22 protein-coding genes and 1 tRNA gene are annotated in these 21,184 nt (G+C 66.9%); 12 read left to right on the plus strand and 11 right to left on the minus strand.

Annotated elements, in window-relative coordinates:
* The first annotated feature begins 110 nt into the window (after positions 1 to 110).
* The gene (locus tag E5A73_RS11895; protein ID WP_135964036.1) at positions 111 to 1,643 is read left to right on the plus strand and encodes a hypothetical protein; all 1,533 of its coding nucleotides are present in this window, start codon (positions 111 to 113) and stop codon (positions 1,641 to 1,643) included.
* Between the two features lie 80 nt (positions 1,644 to 1,723).
* Here the strand turns inward: E5A73_RS11895 and E5A73_RS11900 are convergent, their stop codons facing one another.
* Positions 1,724 to 2,629, minus strand: a complete 906-nt coding sequence (locus E5A73_RS11900) for a LysR family transcriptional regulator (protein ID WP_135964037.1) — start codon at positions 2,627 to 2,629, stop codon at positions 1,724 to 1,726.
* A 105-nt stretch (positions 2,630 to 2,734) separates the two neighbouring features.
* On the opposite strand from E5A73_RS11900, the gene E5A73_RS11905 reads away from it, so the two are divergent.
* The gene (locus tag E5A73_RS11905; RefSeq protein ID WP_135964038.1) at positions 2,735 to 3,562 is read left to right on the plus strand and encodes an oxidoreductase; all 828 of its coding nucleotides are present in this window, start codon (positions 2,735 to 2,737) and stop codon (positions 3,560 to 3,562) included.
* Positions 3,563 to 3,867: 305 nt separating this feature from the next.
* On the opposite strand, the gene E5A73_RS11910 is transcribed toward E5A73_RS11905, so the two are convergent.
* The 4 genes from E5A73_RS11910 to E5A73_RS11925 form a co-directional block, all read right to left on the minus strand.
* Positions 3,868 to 3,944: transfer RNA gene (locus E5A73_RS11910), tRNA-Arg, on the minus strand.
* Between the two features lie 51 nt (positions 3,945 to 3,995).
* Positions 3,996 to 4,658: an endonuclease III gene (gene nth, locus E5A73_RS11915; RefSeq protein ID WP_135964039.1), complete on the minus strand. Its 663-nt coding sequence runs from the start codon at positions 4,656 to 4,658 to the stop codon at positions 3,996 to 3,998.
* The gene (gene dapB, locus E5A73_RS11920) at positions 4,655 to 5,383 is read right to left on the minus strand and encodes a 4-hydroxy-tetrahydrodipicolinate reductase (protein ID WP_135964040.1); all 729 of its coding nucleotides are present in this window, start codon (positions 5,381 to 5,383) and stop codon (positions 4,655 to 4,657) included. The genes nth and dapB overlap by 4 nt, the downstream gene beginning before the upstream one ends.
* A 41-nt stretch (positions 5,384 to 5,424) precedes the next feature.
* Positions 5,425 to 5,757, minus strand: a complete 333-nt coding sequence (locus tag E5A73_RS11925; RefSeq protein ID WP_135964041.1) for a hypothetical protein — start codon at positions 5,755 to 5,757, stop codon at positions 5,425 to 5,427.
* 79 nt (positions 5,758 to 5,836) lie between these two features.
* Here E5A73_RS11925 and E5A73_RS11930 point away from each other — a divergent pair, with 79 nt between their 5' ends.
* Entirely contained in the window at positions 5,837 to 6,538 is a 702-nt protein-coding gene (locus E5A73_RS11930; RefSeq protein WP_135964042.1) for an NAD-dependent deacylase, read from the plus strand.
* A gap of 329 nt (positions 6,539 to 6,867) precedes the next feature.
* Here E5A73_RS11930 and era read toward each other — a convergent pair whose 3' ends face one another.
* The 4 genes from era to lepB form a co-directional block, all read right to left on the minus strand.
* Positions 6,868 to 7,773 (minus strand): GTPase Era, encoded by a 906-nt coding sequence (gene era, locus E5A73_RS11935; RefSeq protein WP_135964043.1) that lies wholly within the window; start codon positions 7,771 to 7,773, stop codon positions 6,868 to 6,870.
* A 36-nt stretch (positions 7,774 to 7,809) separates the two neighbouring features.
* On the minus strand, positions 7,810 to 8,118 hold the full coding sequence (locus tag E5A73_RS21750; RefSeq protein ID WP_338112867.1) for a GIY-YIG nuclease family protein: 309 nt from the start codon (positions 8,116 to 8,118) through the stop codon (positions 7,810 to 7,812).
* 84 nt (positions 8,119 to 8,202) lie between these two features.
* Positions 8,203 to 8,877, minus strand: coding sequence for a ribonuclease III (gene rnc / locus E5A73_RS11945; protein WP_420822573.1), 675 nt, complete (start codon positions 8,875 to 8,877; stop codon positions 8,203 to 8,205).
* The gene (gene lepB, locus E5A73_RS11950; RefSeq protein WP_135964044.1) at positions 8,874 to 9,737 is read right to left on the minus strand and encodes a signal peptidase I; all 864 of its coding nucleotides are present in this window, start codon (positions 9,735 to 9,737) and stop codon (positions 8,874 to 8,876) included. Before lepB ends, rnc begins: the two co-directional genes overlap by 4 nt.
* 104 nt (positions 9,738 to 9,841) lie before the next feature.
* Here lepB and pgi point away from each other — a divergent pair, with 104 nt between their 5' ends.
* From pgi to gorA, 3 genes are all read left to right on the plus strand, one after another.
* On the plus strand, positions 9,842 to 11,332 hold the full coding sequence (gene pgi, locus E5A73_RS11955; protein WP_135964045.1) for a glucose-6-phosphate isomerase: 1,491 nt from the start codon (positions 9,842 to 9,844) through the stop codon (positions 11,330 to 11,332).
* Entirely contained in the window at positions 11,332 to 11,637 is a 306-nt protein-coding gene (locus tag E5A73_RS11960) for an alkylphosphonate utilization protein (protein WP_135964046.1), read from the plus strand. The genes pgi and E5A73_RS11960 overlap by 1 nt, the downstream gene beginning before the upstream one ends.
* A gap of 70 nt (positions 11,638 to 11,707) precedes the next feature.
* Positions 11,708 to 13,054 (plus strand): glutathione-disulfide reductase, encoded by a 1,347-nt coding sequence (gorA, locus tag E5A73_RS11965; protein ID WP_135964047.1) that lies wholly within the window; start codon positions 11,708 to 11,710, stop codon positions 13,052 to 13,054.
* 19 nt (positions 13,055 to 13,073) lie between these two features.
* Here the strand turns inward: gorA and E5A73_RS11970 are convergent, their stop codons facing one another.
* The gene (locus E5A73_RS11970; protein WP_135964048.1) at positions 13,074 to 14,345 is read right to left on the minus strand and encodes a dicarboxylate/amino acid:cation symporter; all 1,272 of its coding nucleotides are present in this window, start codon (positions 14,343 to 14,345) and stop codon (positions 13,074 to 13,076) included.
* A gap of 71 nt (positions 14,346 to 14,416) precedes the next feature.
* On the opposite strand from E5A73_RS11970, the gene glmM reads away from it, so the two are divergent.
* From glmM to E5A73_RS12000, 6 genes are all read left to right on the plus strand, one after another.
* On the plus strand, positions 14,417 to 15,757 hold the full coding sequence (gene glmM, locus E5A73_RS11975) for a phosphoglucosamine mutase (protein ID WP_135964049.1): 1,341 nt from the start codon (positions 14,417 to 14,419) through the stop codon (positions 15,755 to 15,757).
* Positions 15,758 to 15,884: 127 nt separating this feature from the next.
* Positions 15,885 to 16,376 (plus strand): cupin domain-containing protein, encoded by a 492-nt coding sequence (locus E5A73_RS11980; RefSeq protein WP_135964050.1) that lies wholly within the window; start codon positions 15,885 to 15,887, stop codon positions 16,374 to 16,376.
* Positions 16,376 to 16,600 (plus strand): DUF1272 domain-containing protein, encoded by a 225-nt coding sequence (locus tag E5A73_RS11985; protein WP_135964051.1) that lies wholly within the window; start codon positions 16,376 to 16,378, stop codon positions 16,598 to 16,600. The genes E5A73_RS11980 and E5A73_RS11985 overlap by 1 nt, the downstream gene beginning before the upstream one ends.
* Positions 16,601 to 16,604: 4 nt before the next feature.
* The gene (gene thiD, locus E5A73_RS11990; RefSeq protein ID WP_135964052.1) at positions 16,605 to 17,762 is read left to right on the plus strand and encodes a bifunctional hydroxymethylpyrimidine kinase/phosphomethylpyrimidine kinase; all 1,158 of its coding nucleotides are present in this window, start codon (positions 16,605 to 16,607) and stop codon (positions 17,760 to 17,762) included.
* Positions 17,755 to 18,399 (plus strand): ribonuclease HII, encoded by a 645-nt coding sequence (locus tag E5A73_RS11995; protein WP_135964053.1) that lies wholly within the window; start codon positions 17,755 to 17,757, stop codon positions 18,397 to 18,399. Before thiD ends, E5A73_RS11995 begins: the two co-directional genes overlap by 8 nt.
* 128 nt (positions 18,400 to 18,527) lie before the next feature.
* Positions 18,528 to 20,048: a glycosyltransferase family 39 protein gene (locus E5A73_RS12000; RefSeq protein ID WP_206366471.1), complete on the plus strand. Its 1,521-nt coding sequence runs from the start codon at positions 18,528 to 18,530 to the stop codon at positions 20,046 to 20,048.
* Here the strand turns inward: E5A73_RS12000 and E5A73_RS12005 are convergent.
* A complete protein-coding gene (locus E5A73_RS12005) occupies positions 20,006 to 21,184 on the minus strand; it encodes a glycosyltransferase (protein ID WP_135964054.1) in 1,179 nt (392 codons plus the stop codon). The two genes, E5A73_RS12000 and E5A73_RS12005, sit on opposite strands and share 43 nt — an antisense overlap.

Here is a 21,184-nt window from a genome sequence, read left to right on the forward strand (position 1 = left end):
CGCTCGAGCAGGATGCCGAAGCCTCCGAGGGCGCCGCGGAGGCGGCGGAGCACGCTGCCGAGGATATCGAGGAAGCGGCCGAAACCGCGGAGTCCGACGCGAAGGACGCCGTGGATCAGGCATCGGCAGAGGCCGACGCCGCCAGGGAGGCCGAAGTCGCGCAACGGGTCGAGGAAGAGACCAAAGCCGCGGCCGATGCGGCGGCTGCCGAGGTTGAGGAGACGATCAGAGAGGAAGCGAAGAAGGCCGAGGACGCTGCGCAGGAGGCCAGCGAGCAAGCCGAACGCGATGCGGAGGAAACGGCCCGCGTCGAGGCCGAGGTCACCCAGCGCGAAGAGGCGCGCAAGGCCGAGGAAGAGACCGCCCGTCGCGAGGAGGAACGGCGTCAGTCGGCAGAGGAAAGCGAACGTCAGCGCCGCGCGGTCGCTGCCGAACAGGCCGCTGCGGCCGAGGACGCTCGCACCGAGCAAAAACAGGACCAGCAGGAAGCGGCCGAGCCTGCATCCGAGCCGCCACCCGCGCCGCCGCAAGCGGACCGCCAGTCGGGCGAAGCCGCCGAGCCCGCGCTCGCGCCGAACCGCGATGCCGCGGAGCAGGTCGCCGCGCGCGACGACAGGACATTGTACGTCCATCCGGACAAGCAACGACTCGAGGCTATCGACGCAGGCGGCGCGATCGGAATTCCGATCGGCCTCGAGCCGGCATCCGCTGGTACCGGGATCAGTGGGATGGACGCGGTTGGCATGGCGACGGGCATCGTCATGGGGGTTGCCGCGGGATATGGTCGGTCGCCGGGCGGAACCGGAACTTCCGCATCGGCGAGCGCCGGCAGCGGTGGCGCGCAGCAACGGCCGCGCGCGGCGGCCGTGGGAACCACGACGCTGACCGAGGGCGGCGATGGCGAACCCGACCCGCCGGCGCCCGCGACCGACGGCGCTGGGCGCCGCCCGGGTGGCGGACCGCCCGCCCCCCCGGGTGAGCCACCCTTCGATCCGTTCGACCTTTCGACCAAACCCCGCGACGAGCTGACCGAGGCGCGCGAGCGGATGCGCGGGTGGGAGCCGCCTGCGGCACCGACGACGGGTGCCGAAGCGATGGATGCGATCGTTCGGCGCAAGGGGCAGGTCATCGATGTCCGGGACGACATGATGCAGCACATGGTCGTCAAATATGACCGCGAGCGCGACGACAAGACGATCACGGTCGAGCCCGGGCGGTCGGGCTGGACCGGCGAGACGGTCGGGCTCTATGCCGCCTTCAACGAACTCGGGCTGAATATGCGGCCGTTCCAGAACACCAGCAACAACGGCGCCGATGGCCTGTTGATCGATCGTGACAATGGCATCGTCTATGTGGTCGAGGCGAAATATTCGAAGAACGGCGTGAACGCCGCCGCCGGGCCGGGCGCGAAATCGCCCAAGGAACGCTGTCTGGGATGGGCCGAGAAGGGCGAGTCCTGGGATCCGGACATGCATCGCGAGCTTCAGCACGCCATCGACAACGGCTTTGCCGTGATAGGCATCCATGTCCCAGTCGGAAAGAAGCCCGGCGGGTATGACCTGCGGCTCAACAGCTGGGGCGGGGACGATGCCTTTGACCCGCTTATGCCGAGGGCCGGGAAAATTTCTCCACGGGATGATTAGTCGTTATCGGCCCTCGTCTGCCAGTCGTTGGTGACGTGGTTGCTCGACGGGGTTGCCAGGAGGCGCGGGTCCAGTTTTCGCTATCTGGTTTCACTGGATGCCGTGATCGCATCCACCACCGCCCGCAGCGCAGGCGCCATTTGCCGTTGTTGCGGATAGCACAAATAATAACCGGGAAACGGTACGGACCACTCTGCGAGCAGCGGTATGAGACGTCCGTCGGCGAAGGCGCCGGCTACGGATTCCTCCTTGAGGAAAGCGATGCCGACACCCGCCAATGCGGCCTCGAGCATGACGGCGCGGCTGCTGGTGATGAGCGGCCCGTCGACGCCGACGGAAAACCAGTGGCCGTCTTCGAAGAATTCCCACGCATAGGTGCTTTCGTGGCCCGGCCAGCGCCAGCGGATGCAGCGATGATCGAGCAGATCCTTCGGGATCCCTGGGGTGCCATGTTCGGCGAGATAGGCTGGAGAGGCGACCGCGAGTTGCCGGATTTCGCCGCCCAGCCGGATCGCCACCATGTCGCGCTCGATCACTTCGCCGATGCGAATTCCGGCATCATAGCCGCCCGCGACGATATCCACGACCGTGTCGTCAAGCGTCAGGTCCAGCAGGATTTCGGGATAGTCGCGGGCCAAGGCCGGCAGGACCGGCACGACGAAGGAGTCGGCAGCAGCATGGAAGCAGTGCAGGCGCACCGTGCCGGCGGGCCGATTGCCGGCATTGCGCGCATGATCCAGTGCGCCGGAAAGCGACGCGATCGCCGGTGTTATTTCGGCAAGCAGGACGCTGCCTGCCTCGGTGAGCGATACGCTGCGCGTCGTCCGGTTGAGCAAGCGGATGCTCAACCGTTCTTCAAGCCCGCGAACGATCTGGCTCAGTGCCGACGCCGAAACACCCAATTGTTGTGCCGCCCGGCTGAAGCTGCGCTGCTCGGCAACCGCGGCGAACGCCCGCAGCGCGCCAAATTCACTGGGGTGGATCATGATGTCCTAACAGCATTGTGAAGCGGAGCTTACAAGCCTTCGAAGGAGTGAGGCGATTATACCCACAAGTCGCGCTCCTATATCCGGTCGCGAAGGAGAGCGGCTATGAAGACATGGTTCATTACCGGTATTTCGCGCGGGCTCGGCAAGGCGCTCGCGGAAGCGGCGCTGGCGCGCGGTGACACCGTCATCGGCACCGTGCGCGAAGGGCGGCCGGAAATCGCGACAGGCAATGGCCTGCTGCACGTTCAGAGGCTCGATCTGACCGATACCAAGGCGATCGAGTCCGCGGTCGGGGACGCGTTCGCCACAGCCGGCCGCGTCGATGTGGTGGTCAACAACGCAGGCTATGGTCTGCTGGGCGCGCTGGAGGAGGCAAAAGATGCGGAGTTCGAAAGGCTGTTCGCGGTCAATGTCTTCGCGCCATTTGCGATCATTCGGGCCGCGCTGCCGGAGCTGCGCCGGCAGGGAAGCGGGCATATCATCAACCTCACTTCGATTGCAGGGCGCGCGCCAACGGGGTCATCGGGCCTCTATGCCGCCACCAAATCCGCTCTGGAGGGCATGACCCAGAGCCTGGCGCAGGAGATTGCTCCGTTCGGTCTGAAGGCTACCGCGGTCGCGCCGGGCGCCTTCCGTACCGACTTCCTCAGCGATCATTCGATCCGGCGCAGCCAAGGCGCGGGCAATTATGCCGAGAGCGTGGGAAAGTCGGTCGCGATTCTCGATGCGATGGCCGGTCGCCAGATCGGCGACCCGGATCGTGCTGCAGCTGCAATCCTCGCTCTCGCGGATTCGGCACATCCGCCAGTGCATCTGCTGCTCGGCACCGATGCGCTGCGCCGGGCGCGTGAAAAGCTTGGCACGGTCATCGAGGAGATCGATCGCTGGGAGGACCTGACGCGCTCGACCGATTTCGCAGCGGAGGAATAGGCACCTGGGCGCGGCTGCCGATGCGCCCAGAATCTGCCAGTGGGGTGCAACGCCGAAGATGCTGAAAGCGGTCAGTGGCAGGGGGGCGCACTCCAATTCAGCGGCGCATCTGTAAACCTCGACACGCCCTCGCAGGGCTAATGCCCGGAGCTGGCTGCACTGCCGCTGCATCGCGAGAGCGAATCGCATGCCTCCTCCCCCGTGAAGCGCGTGAAGGATTGTTCCAATACAGACCAATTCGTCCGACGATGCTATCCGTACGTTTCCGCACTGCCACCGGTGCAGGCATCCAAGCGGCTGAAACTTGGTGCACCCGACTGGATTCGAACCAGTGGCCTCTGCCTTCGGAGGGCAGCGCTCTATCCAGCTGAGCTACGGGTGCCTGAACGCCGCGCCTAGCAAAGCAAAACGCGCCGCGCCAGCCGTTTCCTCGTCAGCGCGTCCTCTGCTCGCGCGCCGGCGGGGCGGGGGTCTTGGGCTTGTACGCACAGAGATCGGCGACCACGCAGCGCCAGCATTCGGGGGTGCGCGCCTTGCAGGTGTAGCGGCCGTGCAGGATCAGCCAGTGATGCGCGTGAAGGCGGAAGGGTTGGGGTACGCGCTTGTCGAGCTTCAGTTCGACGTCGAGCGGGGTCTTGCCGCGCGCCAGCCCAGTGCGGTTGCCGACGCGGAAGATATGCGTGTCGACGGCGAAGGTCTCGCGCCCGAACGCGCAATTGAGCACGACATTGGCGGTCTTGCGTCCGACGCCCGGCAGCGTTTCGAGCAGGTCGCGGTCGGCGGGGACCTCGCTGCCGTGCCGCTCGATCAGCGCCTGGCTGAGCGCGAGCACGTTCCGCGCCTTGGTGTTGTAGAAGTTGATCGTGCGCAGCCGCTGCTTGAGCGTCTCTTCGCCCAGCGCGAGCATCTTTTCGGGCGTATCGGCCTCGGCGAACAGGATGCGGGTGGCCTTGTTGACCCCGGCATCGGTCATCTGCGCCGAGAGCACCACCGCGACGAGCAAGGTGAAGGCATTGCTGTATTCGAGTTCGGTCTCCGGGTGCGGATTGTCGGCGGCGAGCCGCGCGAAGAACTCGACGATTTCCGCCTTGTTCAAATCCCGAGCACCTCGTCCATCGTGTAGCGGCCGGGCTGCTGGCCCTTGAGCCACAAGGCCGCCTGGACGGCGCCGCGCGCGAAGATCGCGCGATCGTCGGCGCGGTGGGTGAGCTCGATGCGCTCGCCGGCGGTGGCGAAGATCACGCTGTGATCGCCCACCACCGAGCCGCCGCGCAGCGACGCCATGCCGATCGTCCCGTCCGCGCGCGGACCGGTCAGCCCGGCGCGATCGGTCACGCCGGCCTCGGCGAGCGTGGTGCCGATGCCGTGCGCCGCAGCGTTGCCGAGCATCAGCGCAGTGCCCGACGGCGCATCGGCCTTGTTGCGGTGGTGCATCTCGACGATCTCGATGTCCCAATCGGGGCCGAGCCGCGCCGCGGCTTCGCGCACCAGCCGCGCGAGCAGCCCGACGCCGAGCGAGGTATTGCCGGTCTGGAGCACCGGGATCTCCGCCGCGGCGGCGTCGATCAGCGCATGATGGTGCGCGTTCAGGCCGGTGGTACCGATCACGATCGGCGTCCATGCGGCGCGCGCCGCCCCCAGATGCGCTTCGAGTGCCGCGGGGGCGGAGAAATCGACCAGCACATCCGCCTTGCGGGCAAGATCTGCGGGGTTGTCGCTGATGTCCGCGCCGCCGGCGATTTGCCCGCCGAGGCTGGGCGCGACCGCGGCGATGGCCTGCCCCATCCGCCCCATGCTTCCGAAAATGCCGATGCTCGTCATGGCGCCTGCTGTGGCACAATCGGGGGGCGGGGCGACAGGGGCTATTTCGGCTTCTTGCGCCCGAACGGCATTCGGAAGCGCACCATCGCGGCGGGCGCCGTCGCGCCCGGCAATTCGCGCTGCTCGGCCTCGATCGAAATTTCGCCCGGCCCCAGCGCCTGCGCCGCGCGCGCCCGCGGCTGGACATAGCGCGGCTCGATCCTTTCGAGGCGATAGCGGTTGGGATTCGCCTTGATGCATATTTCGTCCTGGGCGGCGGGGTCGCAGCGCGGTTCGGCGGCGATCGCCTGCGTACCGTCATCGTCTCCGCCTGGGACCAGCGTGCGCTGCTGCGACGCGGTGACGGCGATCAGCAGGGCGAGCGGCAGCAGCATCGGCAAATACTCCGGAGTATCTGCAGGCAATCAAACAGCGCATTTGCGGCAGCCGCATGGCGGGCGGTAGAGGTCGGCGATGGCCGATATCCACAACATCGTGATTCTCACCGGCGCGGGCGTCTCCGCCGAGAGCGGCGTCGCGACCTTCCGCGGACCGGGCGGGGTGTGGGAAGGGCATCGCGTCGAGGATGTCTGCACCCCGCAGGCGCTCGCGCGCGATCCTGAACTGGTCCACCGCTTCTATGACGAGCGGCGCGCCAAGCTCGCCAGCGTCGCGCCCAATGCCGCGCACCGCGCGCTGGCCCGGCTCGATGCGCAATGGCCGGGGGAGTTGCTGCTCGTCACCCAGAATGTCGACGATCTGCATGAGCGCGCCGGATCGACGCGACTGCTCCACATGCACGGCGAGCTCAAATCGGCGTTGTGCGCGGCGTGTGGCATCCGCACCGCATGGGAAGAGGCGCTGCCGCCGCAGACCGAATGCCCGAATTGCGGCACTCCGGCGCTGCGCCCCGACATCGTGTTCTTCGGCGAGATGCCGTACGAGATGGAGCGTATCGAAGCGGCGCTCGCCGAGGCGGATTTGTTCGTTTCGATCGGCACGTCAGGCGCGGTCTATCCCGCCGCCGGCTTCGTCCAGACAGCGCGGCATCGCGGGGCGGCGACGCTCGAGCTCAACCTCGATCCCTCCGAGGGGAGCCTGTGGTTCGCCGAGAGCCGGATGGGGCCGGCGGGGGTGCTGGTGCCGACATGGGTGGAGGAGATGCTTGCTCCGTAGGTTCCCGCCCTGGCAAAAGCCGGGGATTGCGCCGGCGCGCGCGCATCCTGCGCGCCGAAGGTCACACCAAGGTCACACTATCGCGCATGTCGGGCGGCAAACGGGCGATGCCGGAATGCAGCAGACCTGCGTTGTTTTCGGTCGGCATTCAAATTGTCAAAGAGCGGCCGCTGGAGGGCGGCGCATCGACCTCAGCAAACCAAATCCTACATTGCAAGGGATTGGTGCAATTAAGTCCTGAGCCTGTCGAGGGCCGGGTGCCGCAAGTTGAACCTCTGTGGAGAGGCGCCCTTCGACAAGCTCAGGGCGAACGGGTAGCAGGATTTGCTTCAGTCCACCCAGTCGAGCCCGATGTCGCGGTAGAGCTCGCGATCTTCCTGCCATTTCGGGTTGACCTTGACGTGGAGATAGAGGTGCACCGGCACTCCCATGATCCGCGACAATTCGGCGCGGGCGCGGGCGCCGATCTCCTTGATCCGCGTCCCGCCCTTGCCGAGCACGATCGCGCGCTGGGTGTCGCGCGCGACGAGGATCTGCTGGTGGATCTCGACCGACCCGTCGGGCCGCTCCGAATATTTCTCGGTCTCGACCGCGCTCGCATAAGGCAGCTCGGCATGGAGCTGGAGATAGAGCTGCTCGCGGGTGACTTCGGCGGCGATCATCCGCTCGGTGGCGTCGGAGACCTGGTCCTCGGGGAAATGCCAGGCGCTTTCAGGCATCGCTGCGGCGAGCGCATCCTTCAATTCGGGGACGCCGTCGCCGGTCTGCGCGCTGACGAACCAGGTCTCGTCGAACGGCAGCATCTCGTTGAGCTTGGCGGCATGGCCGAGCAGGCGCGGCTTGTCGGCAATGTCGACCTTGTTGAGGATCAGGATCTTGCGCTCGGGCCGGCCGGCCAGGCTTTCGATCACCTGGCGGACCTTGGATCCGGTGCCGCCCTTGCCGTCGACCACCAAAGCGATCAGGTCGGCGCCGTCGGTGCCTTCCCATGCGGCGGCGACCATCGCGCGATCGAGCCGGCGCTCGGGGGTGAAGATGCCCGGCGTGTCGACGAGCACGAGCTGGACGTCGCCATGGATCGCGATGCCCATCAGCCGGGCGCGCGTGGTTTGCGCCTTGGGGCTGACGATCGCGACCTTCTGGCCGACGAGCGCATTGACGAGCGTGGACTTGCCGGCATTGGGCGCGCCGACGATTGCGACGACGCCGCAATGGGGGGTGGTGGGTTCGGTCATTCTTCTCGCGGTTCGGGCTTTTGCCCTTCGACAAGCTCAGGGCGAACGGTTCTTGGGATCGCCCTCTCCCCTAGCCGTTCGCCCTGCGCTTGTCGAAGGGCGGCCATCGTCTTGGCGATTGCGCGCGAGCGAGGACAGGCGTTCCCAGTCGCCGGCGATCAGCGCTTCCTTCTTCGCGCGGGTCCAGCCTTTGATTTGCCGTTCGCTCGCGATCGCCTCGTAGCGGGTGCTGAAATCGGCACACCGGGCCAAAGTCACGGGGAGACGCTGCGAGGTAAAACCCTTGATCGTGCCGGATTGGTGGTGCGCGACTCGTGTTGCGACGTCTTCGGTGTGCGGTGTAATAGGCGCCGTCGCGGCACTTCAGGATATAAACCCAGAAGCTCATCGTGCGAGACTGCTACAGGAACGAAGGGCGTTTTACCGACCCTATTTCGACTCCAACTTCTCCAGCAACGCCGCGGCCGCCGCCGTCTCGGCCTCCTGCTTGCTCGTCCCTTCGCCGGTCGCCTCGGGAAGCTTGCCGATCGCCACCTTCACCGTGAAGCGCGGCGAATGGTTGGGGCCCGAACGCTCGACGACTTCATATTCGGGCGGCCGGCGATTGTTCGCCGCGGCCCATTCCTGCAGCGCCGACTTGGGATGCTTGGGCGCCTGGCCCTGGGTGTCGATCCGGGAGGCCCACGCCTTGCGGATGAAGCCGCGTGCCGCCTCCAGCCCGAATTCGAGGTAGAAGGCGCCGATCAACGCCTCGATCACGTCGCCGAGCACATTGTCGCTGTCCGCGGCGCCGTCCTCGCGCGCCTGCTTGCCGAGCCGCAGATACGGGACCACGCCGACTTCGCGCGCCACTTCGGCGCAGACCGGCCCGGTCACCAGCGCGTTGAGCCGGCGCGACAACGCACCCTCGGGCTCCTCGGCGAAACACTCGAACAGCCACTCGGCGATGACGAGCCCGAGCACGCGATCGCCGAGAAACTCCATCCGCTCGTAATTGGCCGCGGCCTGGCTGCCATGCGTCAGCGCACGCTGATAGGCGGCAATGTCACCGGGCTTGCGGCCGAAGGTTTCAGCGATCCATCCCCCCAGAGCCGGGGGGGTCAGAAGCCTTCTCCCAGCCGATCCCAGCGCGCCGCGGTGAACCAGGTCCAGGGCAGGAACCAATTGGCGCTGCCGTCGGTCGACCAGAAATTAACCACGGCCTTGCCTTCGATATTCTCCAGCGGCACGAACTCGATGCCGCCATCGGCGTGGCTGAAGCGGCTGTCGGTCGAATTGTCGCGATTGTCGCCCATCAGGAAGACGTGGCCGGCGGGGACGGTGTAGATGCCGGTATTGTCCTTGGGATAGGTGCCCTGGTCGAGCACGTCATAGCTCTTGCCGTTGGGCAGGGTCTCGCGGAAGCGCGGGATGCTGCACACGCCGTTGCCCTCGGCATCGACATTCTGGAATTGCGGCTGGCAGCGCTCGAAATTGGGCGAGATCGGCAGCACGAACTGCGCGACGCGATTCTTGGGGATCGGCTTGCCGTTGAGGATCAACTGGCCGCCGACCATCTGGACGCTGTCGCCCGGCAGTCCGATGACTCGCTTGATCCAGTCGGTATCGTTGCCCGGCGGCGCCTTGAACACCACCACGTCGCCGCGCGCCGGCGTGCCCGGAAAGATGCGGCCCGGAATCAGCGGCAGGCTCCACGGCAGCGAATGCTTCGAATAGCCGTAATTCCATTTGGTGATGAACAGATAGTCGCCGATCAGCAGCCGCGGCAGCATCGATTCGCTCGGGATCGAGAAGGGCGAGAAGATGAAGCTGCGCACTACGAACACGATCAGCGCCAGCTTGATCAGGAACGACGCGAGGTCGCGCCATTCGGACTTGGGCTTTTCCGCCGCCGTGCCCACCGAATAGGGCTTGGGCGCTTCGATGGCGGGCGTTTCGGGCTCTGCGGAGGGCGCGTTTTCCATGGACTGTGCTCTGCTTGGGCTGGGCGGGTAGGTCAAGCGGCTGAATAGCGCTGGAAGCGCGGGGTGCGGGACGATAGGGGCAGCCTGCGTTCAAGGAGATGAACATGGCATTGCCCGACTGGTCGACGATTCACGCCCTCAAGCCCGCCTCGCTCAAGCAATTGTTCGACAAGGATCCGGCGCGGCTAGCGGCGCTTTCGCTCGACGTGGCGGGGATCCATTTCGACTGGTCGAAGACGCATCTGACCGGGGAAGCGGTTCAGGCCTTCGCGGCGCTTGCCGAGTCGATGGGGCTCGCCGCCAAGCGCGATGCGCTGTTCGCCGGCGAAGCGATCAACGTCACCGAAGGCCGCGCAGTCGAGCACACCGCCGAACGCGGCGAGGGTTCGCCCGACAGCGTGGCGCGGGCACGCGGCTTTCAGGCGCGGATGCGCGCGCTGATCGATGCGATCGAGGCCGAGGCGCTCGGCCCGGTTCGCCACATCCTGCATATCGGCATCGGCGGGTCGGCGCTGGGACCCGAGCTGCTGGTCGATGCGCTTGGCCGCGACGCCGATCGCTACGACGTGGCGGTGGTCTCCAACGTCGACGGCGCGGCGCTGGAGGAAGCGCTCGATCGCTTCGACCCGCAGGCGACCCTGATCGCAATCGCCTCCAAGACCTTCACTACCACCGAGACCTTGCTCAACGCCGAGAGCGCGCTCGCCTGGCTGTCGGGCAACGGCGTCGAGGATCCCTATGGCCGCGTCGTCGCGCTGACCGCGGCGCCCGACAAGGCAGTCGAATGGGGTATCGACGAGACGCGCGTGCTGCCCTTCGCCGAAAGCGTCGGCGGGCGCTATTCCTTATGGTCGTCGATCGGCTTCCCCGCGGCATTGGCGCTCGGCTGGGATGCGTTCGAGGAAATGCTGGAAGGCGCGGCCGAGATGGACCGCCATTTCCGCCTGACTCCGCTCGCGCGGAACGCCCCGGCGCTCGCGGCGTTCGCCGACCTTTATTACACGCAGGCACTCGGCTGCGAGACGCGAGCGACCTTCGCCTATGACGAGAGGCTGCGGCTGCTGCCGAGCTACCTCCAGCAACTCGAGATGGAATCGAACGGCAAGCGCGTCACTGCCGACGGCGAGCCGGTAACCTGGCCGACCGCGCCGATCACCTGGGGCGGGGTGGGCACCGATGCGCAGCACGCGGTGTTCCAGTTGCTCCACCAGGGCACCCGGCTGGTCCCGGTCGAGTTCGTCGGGGTGATCGAGCCGGGCCACGCCCAGGGCGATTTGCATCACCGCCAGTTGCTGCTCAACATGTTCGCGCAGGGCGCGGCGTTGATGGCGGGCAAGGAGCATCAGGACCTCGCCCGCGCCTATCCCGGCGACCGGCCATCCTCGACCTTGCTGCTCAGCGATCTCGATCCGCGCACCCTGGGCGCGCTGCTGGCGTTCTACGAGCAGCGCACCTTCGTCAACGCAGTGCTGCTCGGGATCAACCCGTTCGACCAGTTCGGCGTCGAGCTCGGCAAGGAGATGGCGAGGGCCGCCGAGCACGGCGGTGATTTCGACGCCTCGACCACCGATCTCATCCAGCGGGCATTCGGTTGATGCCCGGCGGCGGCGAAGATTATGTATACGACGAGGCGAGCGGGGAATGGATCCCCGCCGCCGACGCTGCGGCGACGGGCGCGGCCGACACGGTCGAGGTCCGTGATTCGGTCGGCAATATCCTGCAGGACGGCGATCAGGTGACCCTGATCAAGGACCTGACCGTCAAGGGCGCGGGCCAGACGCTCAAGCGCGGCACGCTGATCAAGTCGATCCGGCTGACCGGCGACGCGCAGGAGATCGACTGCAAGTATGAAGGCATCAAGGGCCTGGTTCTCCGCGCGGAGTTCGTGCGCAAGCGGTAGCGCGCCGTCATTGGCATCGTGCCCCACACCGCCTATCTCGCGCCCCTGATCGACGCGCGGGAGAGCAATGGTGGCCGACTATGATTATGACCTGTTCGTCATCGGCGCCGGGTCGGGCGGGGTTCGCGCCTCGCGGGTGTCGGCGGCCTATGGCGCTAGGGTAGCGGTCGCCGAGGAATACCGCGTTGGCGGCACCTGCGTGATCCGCGGCTGCGTGCCCAAGAAATTGCTCGTCTATGGCGCGCATTTCGCCGAGGATCTCAAGGATGCGCGGCGTTTCGGCTGGAACGTCCCCGATTGCAGCTTCGACTGGGCGACATTGCGCGACAATGTCCTCGCCGATGTCGACCGCCTCAACGGGCTCTACACCCAGGGCCTCGACAATGCCGGCGCCGAGATCATCCTCGAGCGCGCCACCGTCACCGGCCCGCACGAAGTGGCCCTGGCGTCGGGCAAGAAGATCACTGCGAAATATATCCTGATCGCCACCGGCGCGCATCCGCACATTCCCGAATTCCCGGGCAACGAGCATGGCATCACGTCGAACGAGGTCTTCCACCTCGATAAATTGCCGAGACGCATCCTGATCGCCGGCGGCGGCTATATCGCCAATGAATTCGCCGGGATCTTCAACGAATTCGGCAGCCACGTCACCGTGGTCAACCGCACCGACGTGATCCTGCGCGGCTATGATCACTCGGTCCGCGACCGGCTGCTCCAGATCTCGCTGACCAAGGGCATCGACTTCCGCTTCCACGCCGAGTTCGAGCGAATCGAGAAGCTCGAAAATGGCTGCCTCAAAGTCTTCCTCGCAGGGCAGGATCCGATGGAAGTGGACGTCGTCCTGTTCGCCACGGGGCGCGTGCCCAATTCCACCGGACTGGGGCTCGAGGATGTCGGGGTGGAAATCGACGCCAAGGGCGCGGTCAAGGTCGACGCGCAGAACCGCTCGACGATCGACAGCATCTACGCGGTCGGCGATGTGACCAACCGCATCCAGCTGACCCCGATCGCGATCCGCGAGGGGCAGGCGTTCGCCGACACCATCTTCGGCAACAATCCGCGGACGGTCGACTATAGCTGCGTGCCGAGCGCAGTGTTCAGCCATCCGCCGATCGCCAGCGTCGGGATGACCGAGGGGGAAGCGCGCAACAAGCTCGGCTCGGTCAAGGTATACGCCTCGGACTTCCGCGCGATGAAGAACGTGCTCGCCAACCGCAACGAGCGCGCGCTCTACAAGATGGTGTGCGACGGGATGACCGGCCGGGTAGTCGGCATCCACATGATCGGCCCCGACGCGCCCGAGATTCTCCAGGCCGCGGCCGTGGCGGTCAAGGCGGGACTCACCAAGGAAGCGTTCGACGACACCGTCGCGCTGCATCCGAGCATGGCCGAGGAACTGGTCCTGCTGAAATAGCCCTTGGCGAGCCCCCAAGCTAAACCGAGTCGTGTCGAAGCATCGCGTCCGCCTCGTCGAGCGGCACTTTGCCCGCGCGGCGCGACAGCCAGGTCGTCGCCGCGAGGTCCCAGGTGACGTTGCCGACGGTACGCATGATGTCGGGCAGCGTCTCGACCGCGACGAGGAGGCCCAGCGGCGCCACCGGCGCACCGATCGTCGCGGCCACCGGCGCGATCGCGCTGACATAGCTGACCGTGCCGGGCAGGCTTACCGAGCCGAGCGAGGTGAGCGCCGCGACGACGGTTCCGACTGCCAGCGTTGCGGGGTTGAGCGGCACGCCGAACCATGTCGCGACATAGATCGCCACCGCGAAGTTCATCGCCGGACCCGTCGCGCGGAAGATCGCCACGGCCAGCGGCAGGGTGACCCCGGAGACGACAACCGGGACCTCGAGGGCGCTCGCGCCCTCGATCATCACCGGCAGCGTGGCCAGTGAGGATTGCGTGCTGATCGCCACCGCCTGGCTCGGCAATGCTCCGCGGACATAGCGGGCGAAGCGCACCCGGCCACCGAAAACCGCTACCGGATAGGCGAATAGCGCGACGACGAAGCCGACGCCCGCGACGATGAGGATGTAGTGGATCAGCGCGCCGAACGCGCCGGTTCCGGCCTTGGCACCGACTACCAATGCGAGCGCGAACACGCCGATCGGCGCGATCCACAGCACCCAGTCGATCACCACCAGCATCGCGTCGCGCAGCGCCGCGAAGAAGCCGACGAGCAGCTTGCGCTGATCCCCGCCGACGCGCGTGATCGCGAATGCAAAGACCAGCGAAAAGATGATCAGCGACAGGAAGGCGTTTTCCGCCGCCGCCTTGATGATGTTGGCGGGGATGATCGCCGCGAAGAATTCTCCCAGCGGGGGCACCGGCCCGATCTTCTCCGCACCGACCAGCGCCGCGCGCAGGCTCGCCGCCGATTCCTGCGGCAGCGGCCAGATGTGGAGGAAGAGCGGAGTCAGCACCGCGGCCGCCGCCGCCGACAGGAACAGCACGATCACGTAGAAGGCGATCGCGCGCCCTGCCAGCCGGCCTGCCTGGGCGGCTTCGGCAGTAGCGGTGACGCCGGTGATCAGCAACGCGACGACCAGCGGGACGATCGTCATCTGCAGCCCGTTGAGCCACGCCTGGCCGATCGGCTGCGCCCATTCGGCGACGCTGAGCCCGGTCTGCGGCGCATAGGCCGCGAACAGCGCGCCGACGGTCAGCCCGGCGATCAGGCTGAGAAGAATACGAGTAGGTTGCGACATGCTCGCCCTTTGTAGTTTTCGCCGCTATCTCTGCGGGCACGAAACGCCACAAGGGCGCGAACAGGCAGGGCATGGCAAGAAAATATTTCGGCACCGACGGAATCCGCGGCACCACCAACGTCTCGACGATGACCGCGGCGATGGCGATGAAGGTGGGAATGGCCGCGGGCGCGCATTTCGCACGCGGCGATCACCGCCACCGCGTGGTGATCGGCAAGGACACGCGCCTGTCGGGTTACATGCTCGAAAACGCGATGGTCGCCGGGTTCACCAGCGTCGGCATGGACGTCGTCCTGGTCGGGCCGATGCCGACTCCTGCGGTGGCGATGCTCACCCAGTCGATGCGCGCCGACATGGGCGTGATGATCTCTGCGAGCCACAATCCCTATGCCGATAACGGCATCAAGCTGTTCGGGCCCGACGGCTACAAGCTCTCGGATGCCGACGAGCTCGCGATCGAGGCGCTGATCGACGGCGAAGTGCCGCTCGCCGCCGCGGCGGATATCGGCCGGGCACGGCGCGTCGAGGATGCGCGGGGGCGCTACACCCACGCTGCCAAGTCGACCTTCCCCGGCGATCTCACCCTGGACGGGCTCAAGGTGGTGATCGATTGCGCCAATGGCGCCGCCTATCAGGTCGCGCCTTCCGCTTTGTGGGAGCTCGGTGCCGAAGTGATCGCGATCGGCGTCACGCCCAATGGCAAGAACATCAACGACGGCGTCGGCTCGACCGCGCCCGATACCTTGTGCGAGACCGTCGTCGCATCGGGTGCGCAGATCGGCATCGCGCTCGACGGTGACGCCGACCGGCTGATCGTCGCCGACGAGACCGGGCGGGTGATCGACGGCGACCAGTTGATGGCGCTGATCGCGTCCGGCTGGGCGCGGCAGGGCCGGCTCGCCGGCGGCGGGCTGGTGACCACCGTGATGTCCAATCTTGGACTCGAGCGCCACCTCGCAGCGCAGGGGCTGGGGATGGTGCGCACTGCCGTGGGCGACCGTTACGTCCTCGAGAAGATGCGCGCCTCGGGCTATAATGTCGGCGGCGAGCAGAGCGGACATATCATCCTCTCCGATTATGCCACCACCGGCGACGGGCTGATCGCCGCGCTGCAGGTGCTCGCCGAGCTGGTCCGCGCCGGCGCGCCGGCCAGCGAAGTGCTCCACCGCTTCGATCCGCTGCCGCAGATCCTCAAGAATGTCCGCTTCAAGGGCGGCAAGCCGCTCGACGACGCGCGGGTAAAGGATGCCATCGCTGGAGCCGAGGCCGAGCTCGACGGCAAGGGGCGGCTGGTGATTCGCGCCTCGGGCACCGAGCCGGTGATCCGGGTGATGGCCGAAGGCGACGATCGCGGGCAGGTCGAGGCGGTGGTCGATCGCGTGTGCGACGCAGTGCGCGCGGCGGCGGCGTGACCACCGCCCCCTCCGTTCGCCCTGAGCCTGTCGAAGGGCCGTTCTTCGTCCACGGATCGGGAAAGAAACGGTGCTTCGACAGGCTCAGCACGAACGGGGATAGCTCCTGTCCATCATGGGAGAGGAAATGACCGGTCCCGTCGTCAATCTAGACGCGGTCGAGTTCGACGATGTCGAGGATAACGGCATTTACACCTCGCGCCGCGCGACGATCAGCGACCTGATCGGCGCGCGCAAGCTCGGCTACAATCTGACGGTGCTTCCGCCGGGCAAGGTCCAATGCCCGTTCCATAGCCACCACGGCGAGGAGGAGATGTTCTTCATCCTCGAAGGCGCGGGCGAGCTGCGCTTCGGGAGCGCGCGCCACCCGATCCGCGCGATGGACGTGATCGCCTGCCCAACCGGCGGCGCCGAGGTCGCGCACCAGATCGTCAACACCGGCAGCACCGACATGCGCTATCTCGCCGTGTCGAACCTGGTCGAGATCGAGACCTGCGAATATCCCGATTCGGGCAAGATCAGCATCGTCGCGGGCGAGCGTGGTGCGCGATCGGTGCGTCACATTTTCCGGGTTGCGGACGATGTCGATTATTATGACGGCGAGAAGGGGGCGCGCTGATGCTCGAAATGCGCCCCGACTGCGAACGCTGCGGAGTCGACCTGCCTGCCGACGATCCCGGCGGATTCATCTGCTCGTTCGAATGCACGTTCTGCGCGGCCTGCGCCGATGCGCTCGATGAGCAATGCCCGAATTGCGGCGGCGAATTGATGGACCGGCCGACTCGAACGGGTGCAGCGCTCCAGCGTCGCCCCGCTTCGACGGAACGCAAGTTCAAGGGATGAGCCAGTGACGCCGCGTATCCTGATCATTGCCGGTTCTGATTCGGGCGGCGGCGCCGGCATCCAGGCCGACATCAAGACCGTCACCATGCTCGGCGGCCATGCGATGACGGCGATCACTGCGATCACTGCGCAAAACACGCTGGGCGTGCGCGGCGTCCACCTGATCCCCACCGACATGGTCCTCGCGCAGATCGACGCGGTCGTGCGCGATATTGGCGTCGACGCTATCAAGATCGGTATGATCGGCTCGGCGCGTACCGCGCTGGCGGTGGCCGAAAAGCTCGGGGAGCTGCCCGGTGTCCCGGTGGTGTTCGATCCGGTGATGGTCGCGACCAGCGGCGCGACGCTCGCCGACGACGCGACGATCGCCGCGTTCGAGCGGCTGATGGCGCGCGCGACGGTGGTGACGCCCAATCTGCCCGAACTCGAGGCGCTGGGCGGCGATCCGGCGGCTCTGGTCACGGCACATGGCTGCGCGGTGCTGGTCAAAGGCGGGCACGCAGCCGAGCCCCAGGTCACCGACCGGCTTTACTCGGTCAACCCCGACGACCCGCCCGAAATTGAATGGAGCGACCCGCGGATCGATACCGAAGCGACCCACGGCACCGGCTGTACCCTGTCGTCAGCGATCGCCTGCGGACTTGCCCAGGAATGGGACCTCCCCGAAGCGGTCAACCGTGCGCGGCGTTTCGTCCGGATTGCGATGCGCGAGGCACCGGGGCTCGGGCGGGGCCACGGCCCGATGGGGCAGCAGGCAGTGCGGCTCGATCTCAACATGAGCTTCTTCGAGCCGATGCTCAACCAGGTCACCGTGCCCGCACGCGACCTTGCCGCGAGCGAGCGCTTCTATCGACTGCTCGGGCTTCGCCAGGTGGTGCGCGCCAGCCCGCGTTATGCCCGCTTCGAAACCGAGGGCGGCGCCACCTTCTCGATCGCGACTGACGAGGCATATACCGCCCCGGTGGTCTATTTCGAATGCGGCGATCTCGACGTGACGGTCGCCTATCTTCAGCAGCAGGGCTTCGAATTCGAGCAGGAGCCCAAGGACGAGCAATGGGGCTGGCGCGAGGCGCGGCTGCGCGATCCGGCGGGCAATGCGATTCGTCTCTATCAGGCTGGCGAGATGCGCCGCTATCCGCCATGGCGGCTGGACGATGCCTAAAAATCCGGGACCCGATCTGAAGTTCGAACGCCGCTACAAGCGGCTGCACAAGGGGCCCGTCGCCGGCGTCGATGAGGCAGGGCGCGGGCCGCTCGCCGGCCCCGTGGTCGCTGCAGCGGTCGTGCTCGACCCCAAATGCATCCCCGAGGGCATCGACGATTCGAAAGTGCTCACCGCGGCAAAGCGCGAACGGCTGTGCGCCGAATTGCTCGCCTGCGCCAAGGTCGGCGTGGGGATGGCGAGCGTCGAGGAAATCGACACGATCAACATCTTCTGGGCATCGATGCTGGCGATGCACCGCGCGGTCGAGGCGCTGGGGTTCCGGCCGGCCTTCGTGCTCGTCGACGGCAATCGCTGCCCCGATTGGGACCATCAGAGCCACGCCGTGGTCAGCGGCGACGCGCTGTGCATGTCGATCGCCGCCGCCTCGATCGTCGCCAAGCACAAGCGCGACTGCATGATGCAGGCGCTCGACGCGGAACATCCCGGCTATGGCTGGGCGAGCAACAAGGGCTATTCGGCCAAGGTCCACCAGGAGGCATTGCGCGTCCTCGGCCCGACGCCCCACCATCGCCGCAGCTTCTGGCGCGTCGCGCAGGCCGAGCTCGATTTCGGACCGCAGATCGCGGCGGAATAAAGCGTGCTTGGGCGACGGCTGGGCCGAGGGCCCCACTGCCCCGGATTGAACATTGTGGCGCGTGCCGAAAAGGGCATAGGGAAAGAATTGCCACCGAGCCGGGACCACCCCTTGCCCTTCCATATCCAGTGATCGCCGCCGCTCCGCTTCCCGGTGCCGCGTTCGGGAGACCCGCGGCGCTTGCCGCGCTGGTTCTGGTGTTCGCCTTGTTCGCGATGGCGCGGCCGATCGATCATGACGAGAGCCAATATGTCGCCGCGGCAGTGCTCTCGGGCGAGGGGCTGCTTCCCTATCGCGATTATGCCTATCTGCAGACCCCCCTCCAGCCGTTGCTGTTCGGCAGTGTCGCCAAGCTGCTAGGCGCCTACGCGTATCCGGGGCTTCGGCTGATCAATGCGGTGCTGGGCGCGCTTGCCGTGATGTTCGTGTATCGCGCCGCGCGCGCTGCGGCGGTGGGAGTTCGCCCCGCGCTGATCGCGGCAGGACTGTTCGCGGCCACCGACATCCTGTTGTTCGGCACGGGCAGCGCGCGCAACGACGCGCTTCCGGTAGCATTGCTGGCGGGTGCGCTCTGGCTCATCATTGCCGGCGAAGGACGGCGGCGTACGCCCCTCGCCGCATTCTGCGCGGGGCTGCTGCTGGCCGCCGCAGCCGCGACAAAGGCCAGTTACGCGCTTCCTGCCGCTGCATATGGGGCGTGGACGCTGCTCGATCGTGCGCATCGTCCCTTGTGGGTCGCCGTGGGGGCAGCGTTGCCGACCGCGCTCGTATTGGGGCTCGCCAGCCTGGCGCCGGAGGCCTTTCGGTTTGGCGTCTTCACTTTCCCCGCCGACGCGCCGCGGCAATATTTCGCGAGCGGGGGCAAGGGATACAAGCTCACGCTGGCATTCCGGTTGATCGATCTCGCCAAGTTTCTGGCGCTTGGTGCGGCGCTCCCCGCACTGCTGCTGGTCGCCTCCCGGCTGCGCGCGTGGCGCGGTCACGCGCGGATCGACTGGCTGCTCCATCTCCTCATTGGCGTAGGGCTGATTTCGGCGGTGCTGCCCGAGCCGACCTGGCGGCAATATCTGCTGCCGCTGCTGCCGCCTTTGTTTGTGCGGCTGGCGCGGGTCTGGGATGATTCACAACTGCAATGGCAAAGGTTTGCGTTCACCGCCTTCGCGCTCGCCGGGCTGGCGCCCACGGTGATCGCGTTCGGCAGCGCTGCGGTCGAAGGAATCCCGATGGTCCGCGTGCTCGACGAAGGCCGGGCCATCGACCGGGCGCTGGACGCGGCCGGGGCCCACGGCCCGGTCGCGTCGACCGCGCCGCAACTCCTTCCCGGCGCGGAAAGGCTTCCGGACCGGCGCTTTGCCGCAGGACCGTTCTTTCTCCGCAGCAAAGCACTGATCTCCGAAGCCGATGAGCGCCGCTTCCACCTCGTGTCGGTTGGGCGCCTTCGGCCGAACGATTTGCCGCCGGTCGTGCTTCTGGGCGGAGAAGCGCGCTGGTCGGGAGGAGACCCGGGGCTCGATTCGGAGATCGAGCGCATCGCCGAACCGCGCATCGCGAAGCGGCTAAAGGTGGGCGACGGACGGCTGCGGCTGCTGTTGCTGACGCCGCCGCTTCAAGCGGCGGCGCGGGCGCGCCTGTCGAGCAGTTCCGAATAATAGGCCATCAGCTCGACCGTGTGGTCGCGGTCGCTGCGCACCTTGCCGGCCGCGACACAGGCGGCGGCGCGCAGGATCACCGGCTCGCGCGCGAACATCCGGCGGATCGCGTCGGCGGCCGACAGCGCGTCGCGCGCCGCATAGGTTTCGGCGAACAGCGGATCGGCGATTTCCGCGAACCCGCCCTCGTCGGGGCCGATCAGCGGCAGGCCGGAGGCCAGCGCCTCCGACGCGACCAGCCCGAACGGCTCGGCATCGGAGCCATGGACCAATGCGTCGCAGCTCGCCATGATCCGCGACAGGCGGACGCGGTCATATACCGGGCGGAAGATGCGGATATGCGGGCTGTCGGCGATGCGGTCCTCCAGCTTGCGGCGCTCGGGGCCGTCGCCGATCAGGATCAGCCCGACGGGCAAATCGGTCGCCGCCGCCTCGACGGCATCGATCACCAGCGGCCAGCGCTTTTCCTTGTGATGACGGCCGAGCCCGAGCAGCAGATGTCCCTCGGGCGGCAGCCCGCATTGCTCGAGCAGCGCCACGCGCAGCTTCTCGTCGCGCAGATCGGGCGAGAACCAGCTGCGCTCGATCCCGAGAGGCATCGACGCGTCGACCTTCATGCCGCGGCGGCGGAAGCGCTTGGCCAGCGCCGGGCCGTTGGTGACGAACGCGTCGTAATGGCCGAGGAAGCGATTCATGTAGCGCGTGTACCAGGCGAACGCGCGTTCGACCTGGATCGGCGTGGCGATATTGTCGAGCCAGCGCTGCGGATAGGCACCCATCTGGTCGCCATGCGCGAAGAAGACCTTGAGCGAGGCGCCCTTCCAGTTGGCGACGGTCCAGGCGGGGAGCCAGGGCGAGCTGCATTCGACGATGTCGGGCTGGAGCTGGTCGAGCAACGCCCAGACCGGCTCGTCCTTGACGAAGATGCAGTAGTTGCGATCGAGCGCCAAAGCCGGCGACTTGACCCAGAGAATGCGGCCGCCGCCCGGGCGATCCTCCACACCCTCTTCGAGCGCCGGCGCGATGACGGTCAGCTCGTGGCCCAGATCGGCCATGATCCCGATCTTGCGATCGATATAGGTCCGCACCCCGCCCCCGGTGGGCGAGTAGAATTCGTTGACGTCGACGATGCGCAT

This window comes from Sphingomonas gei, from assembly GCF_004792685.1.
In the GTDB taxonomy this organism is placed as follows: domain Bacteria; phylum Pseudomonadota; class Alphaproteobacteria; order Sphingomonadales; family Sphingomonadaceae; genus Sphingomonas; species Sphingomonas gei.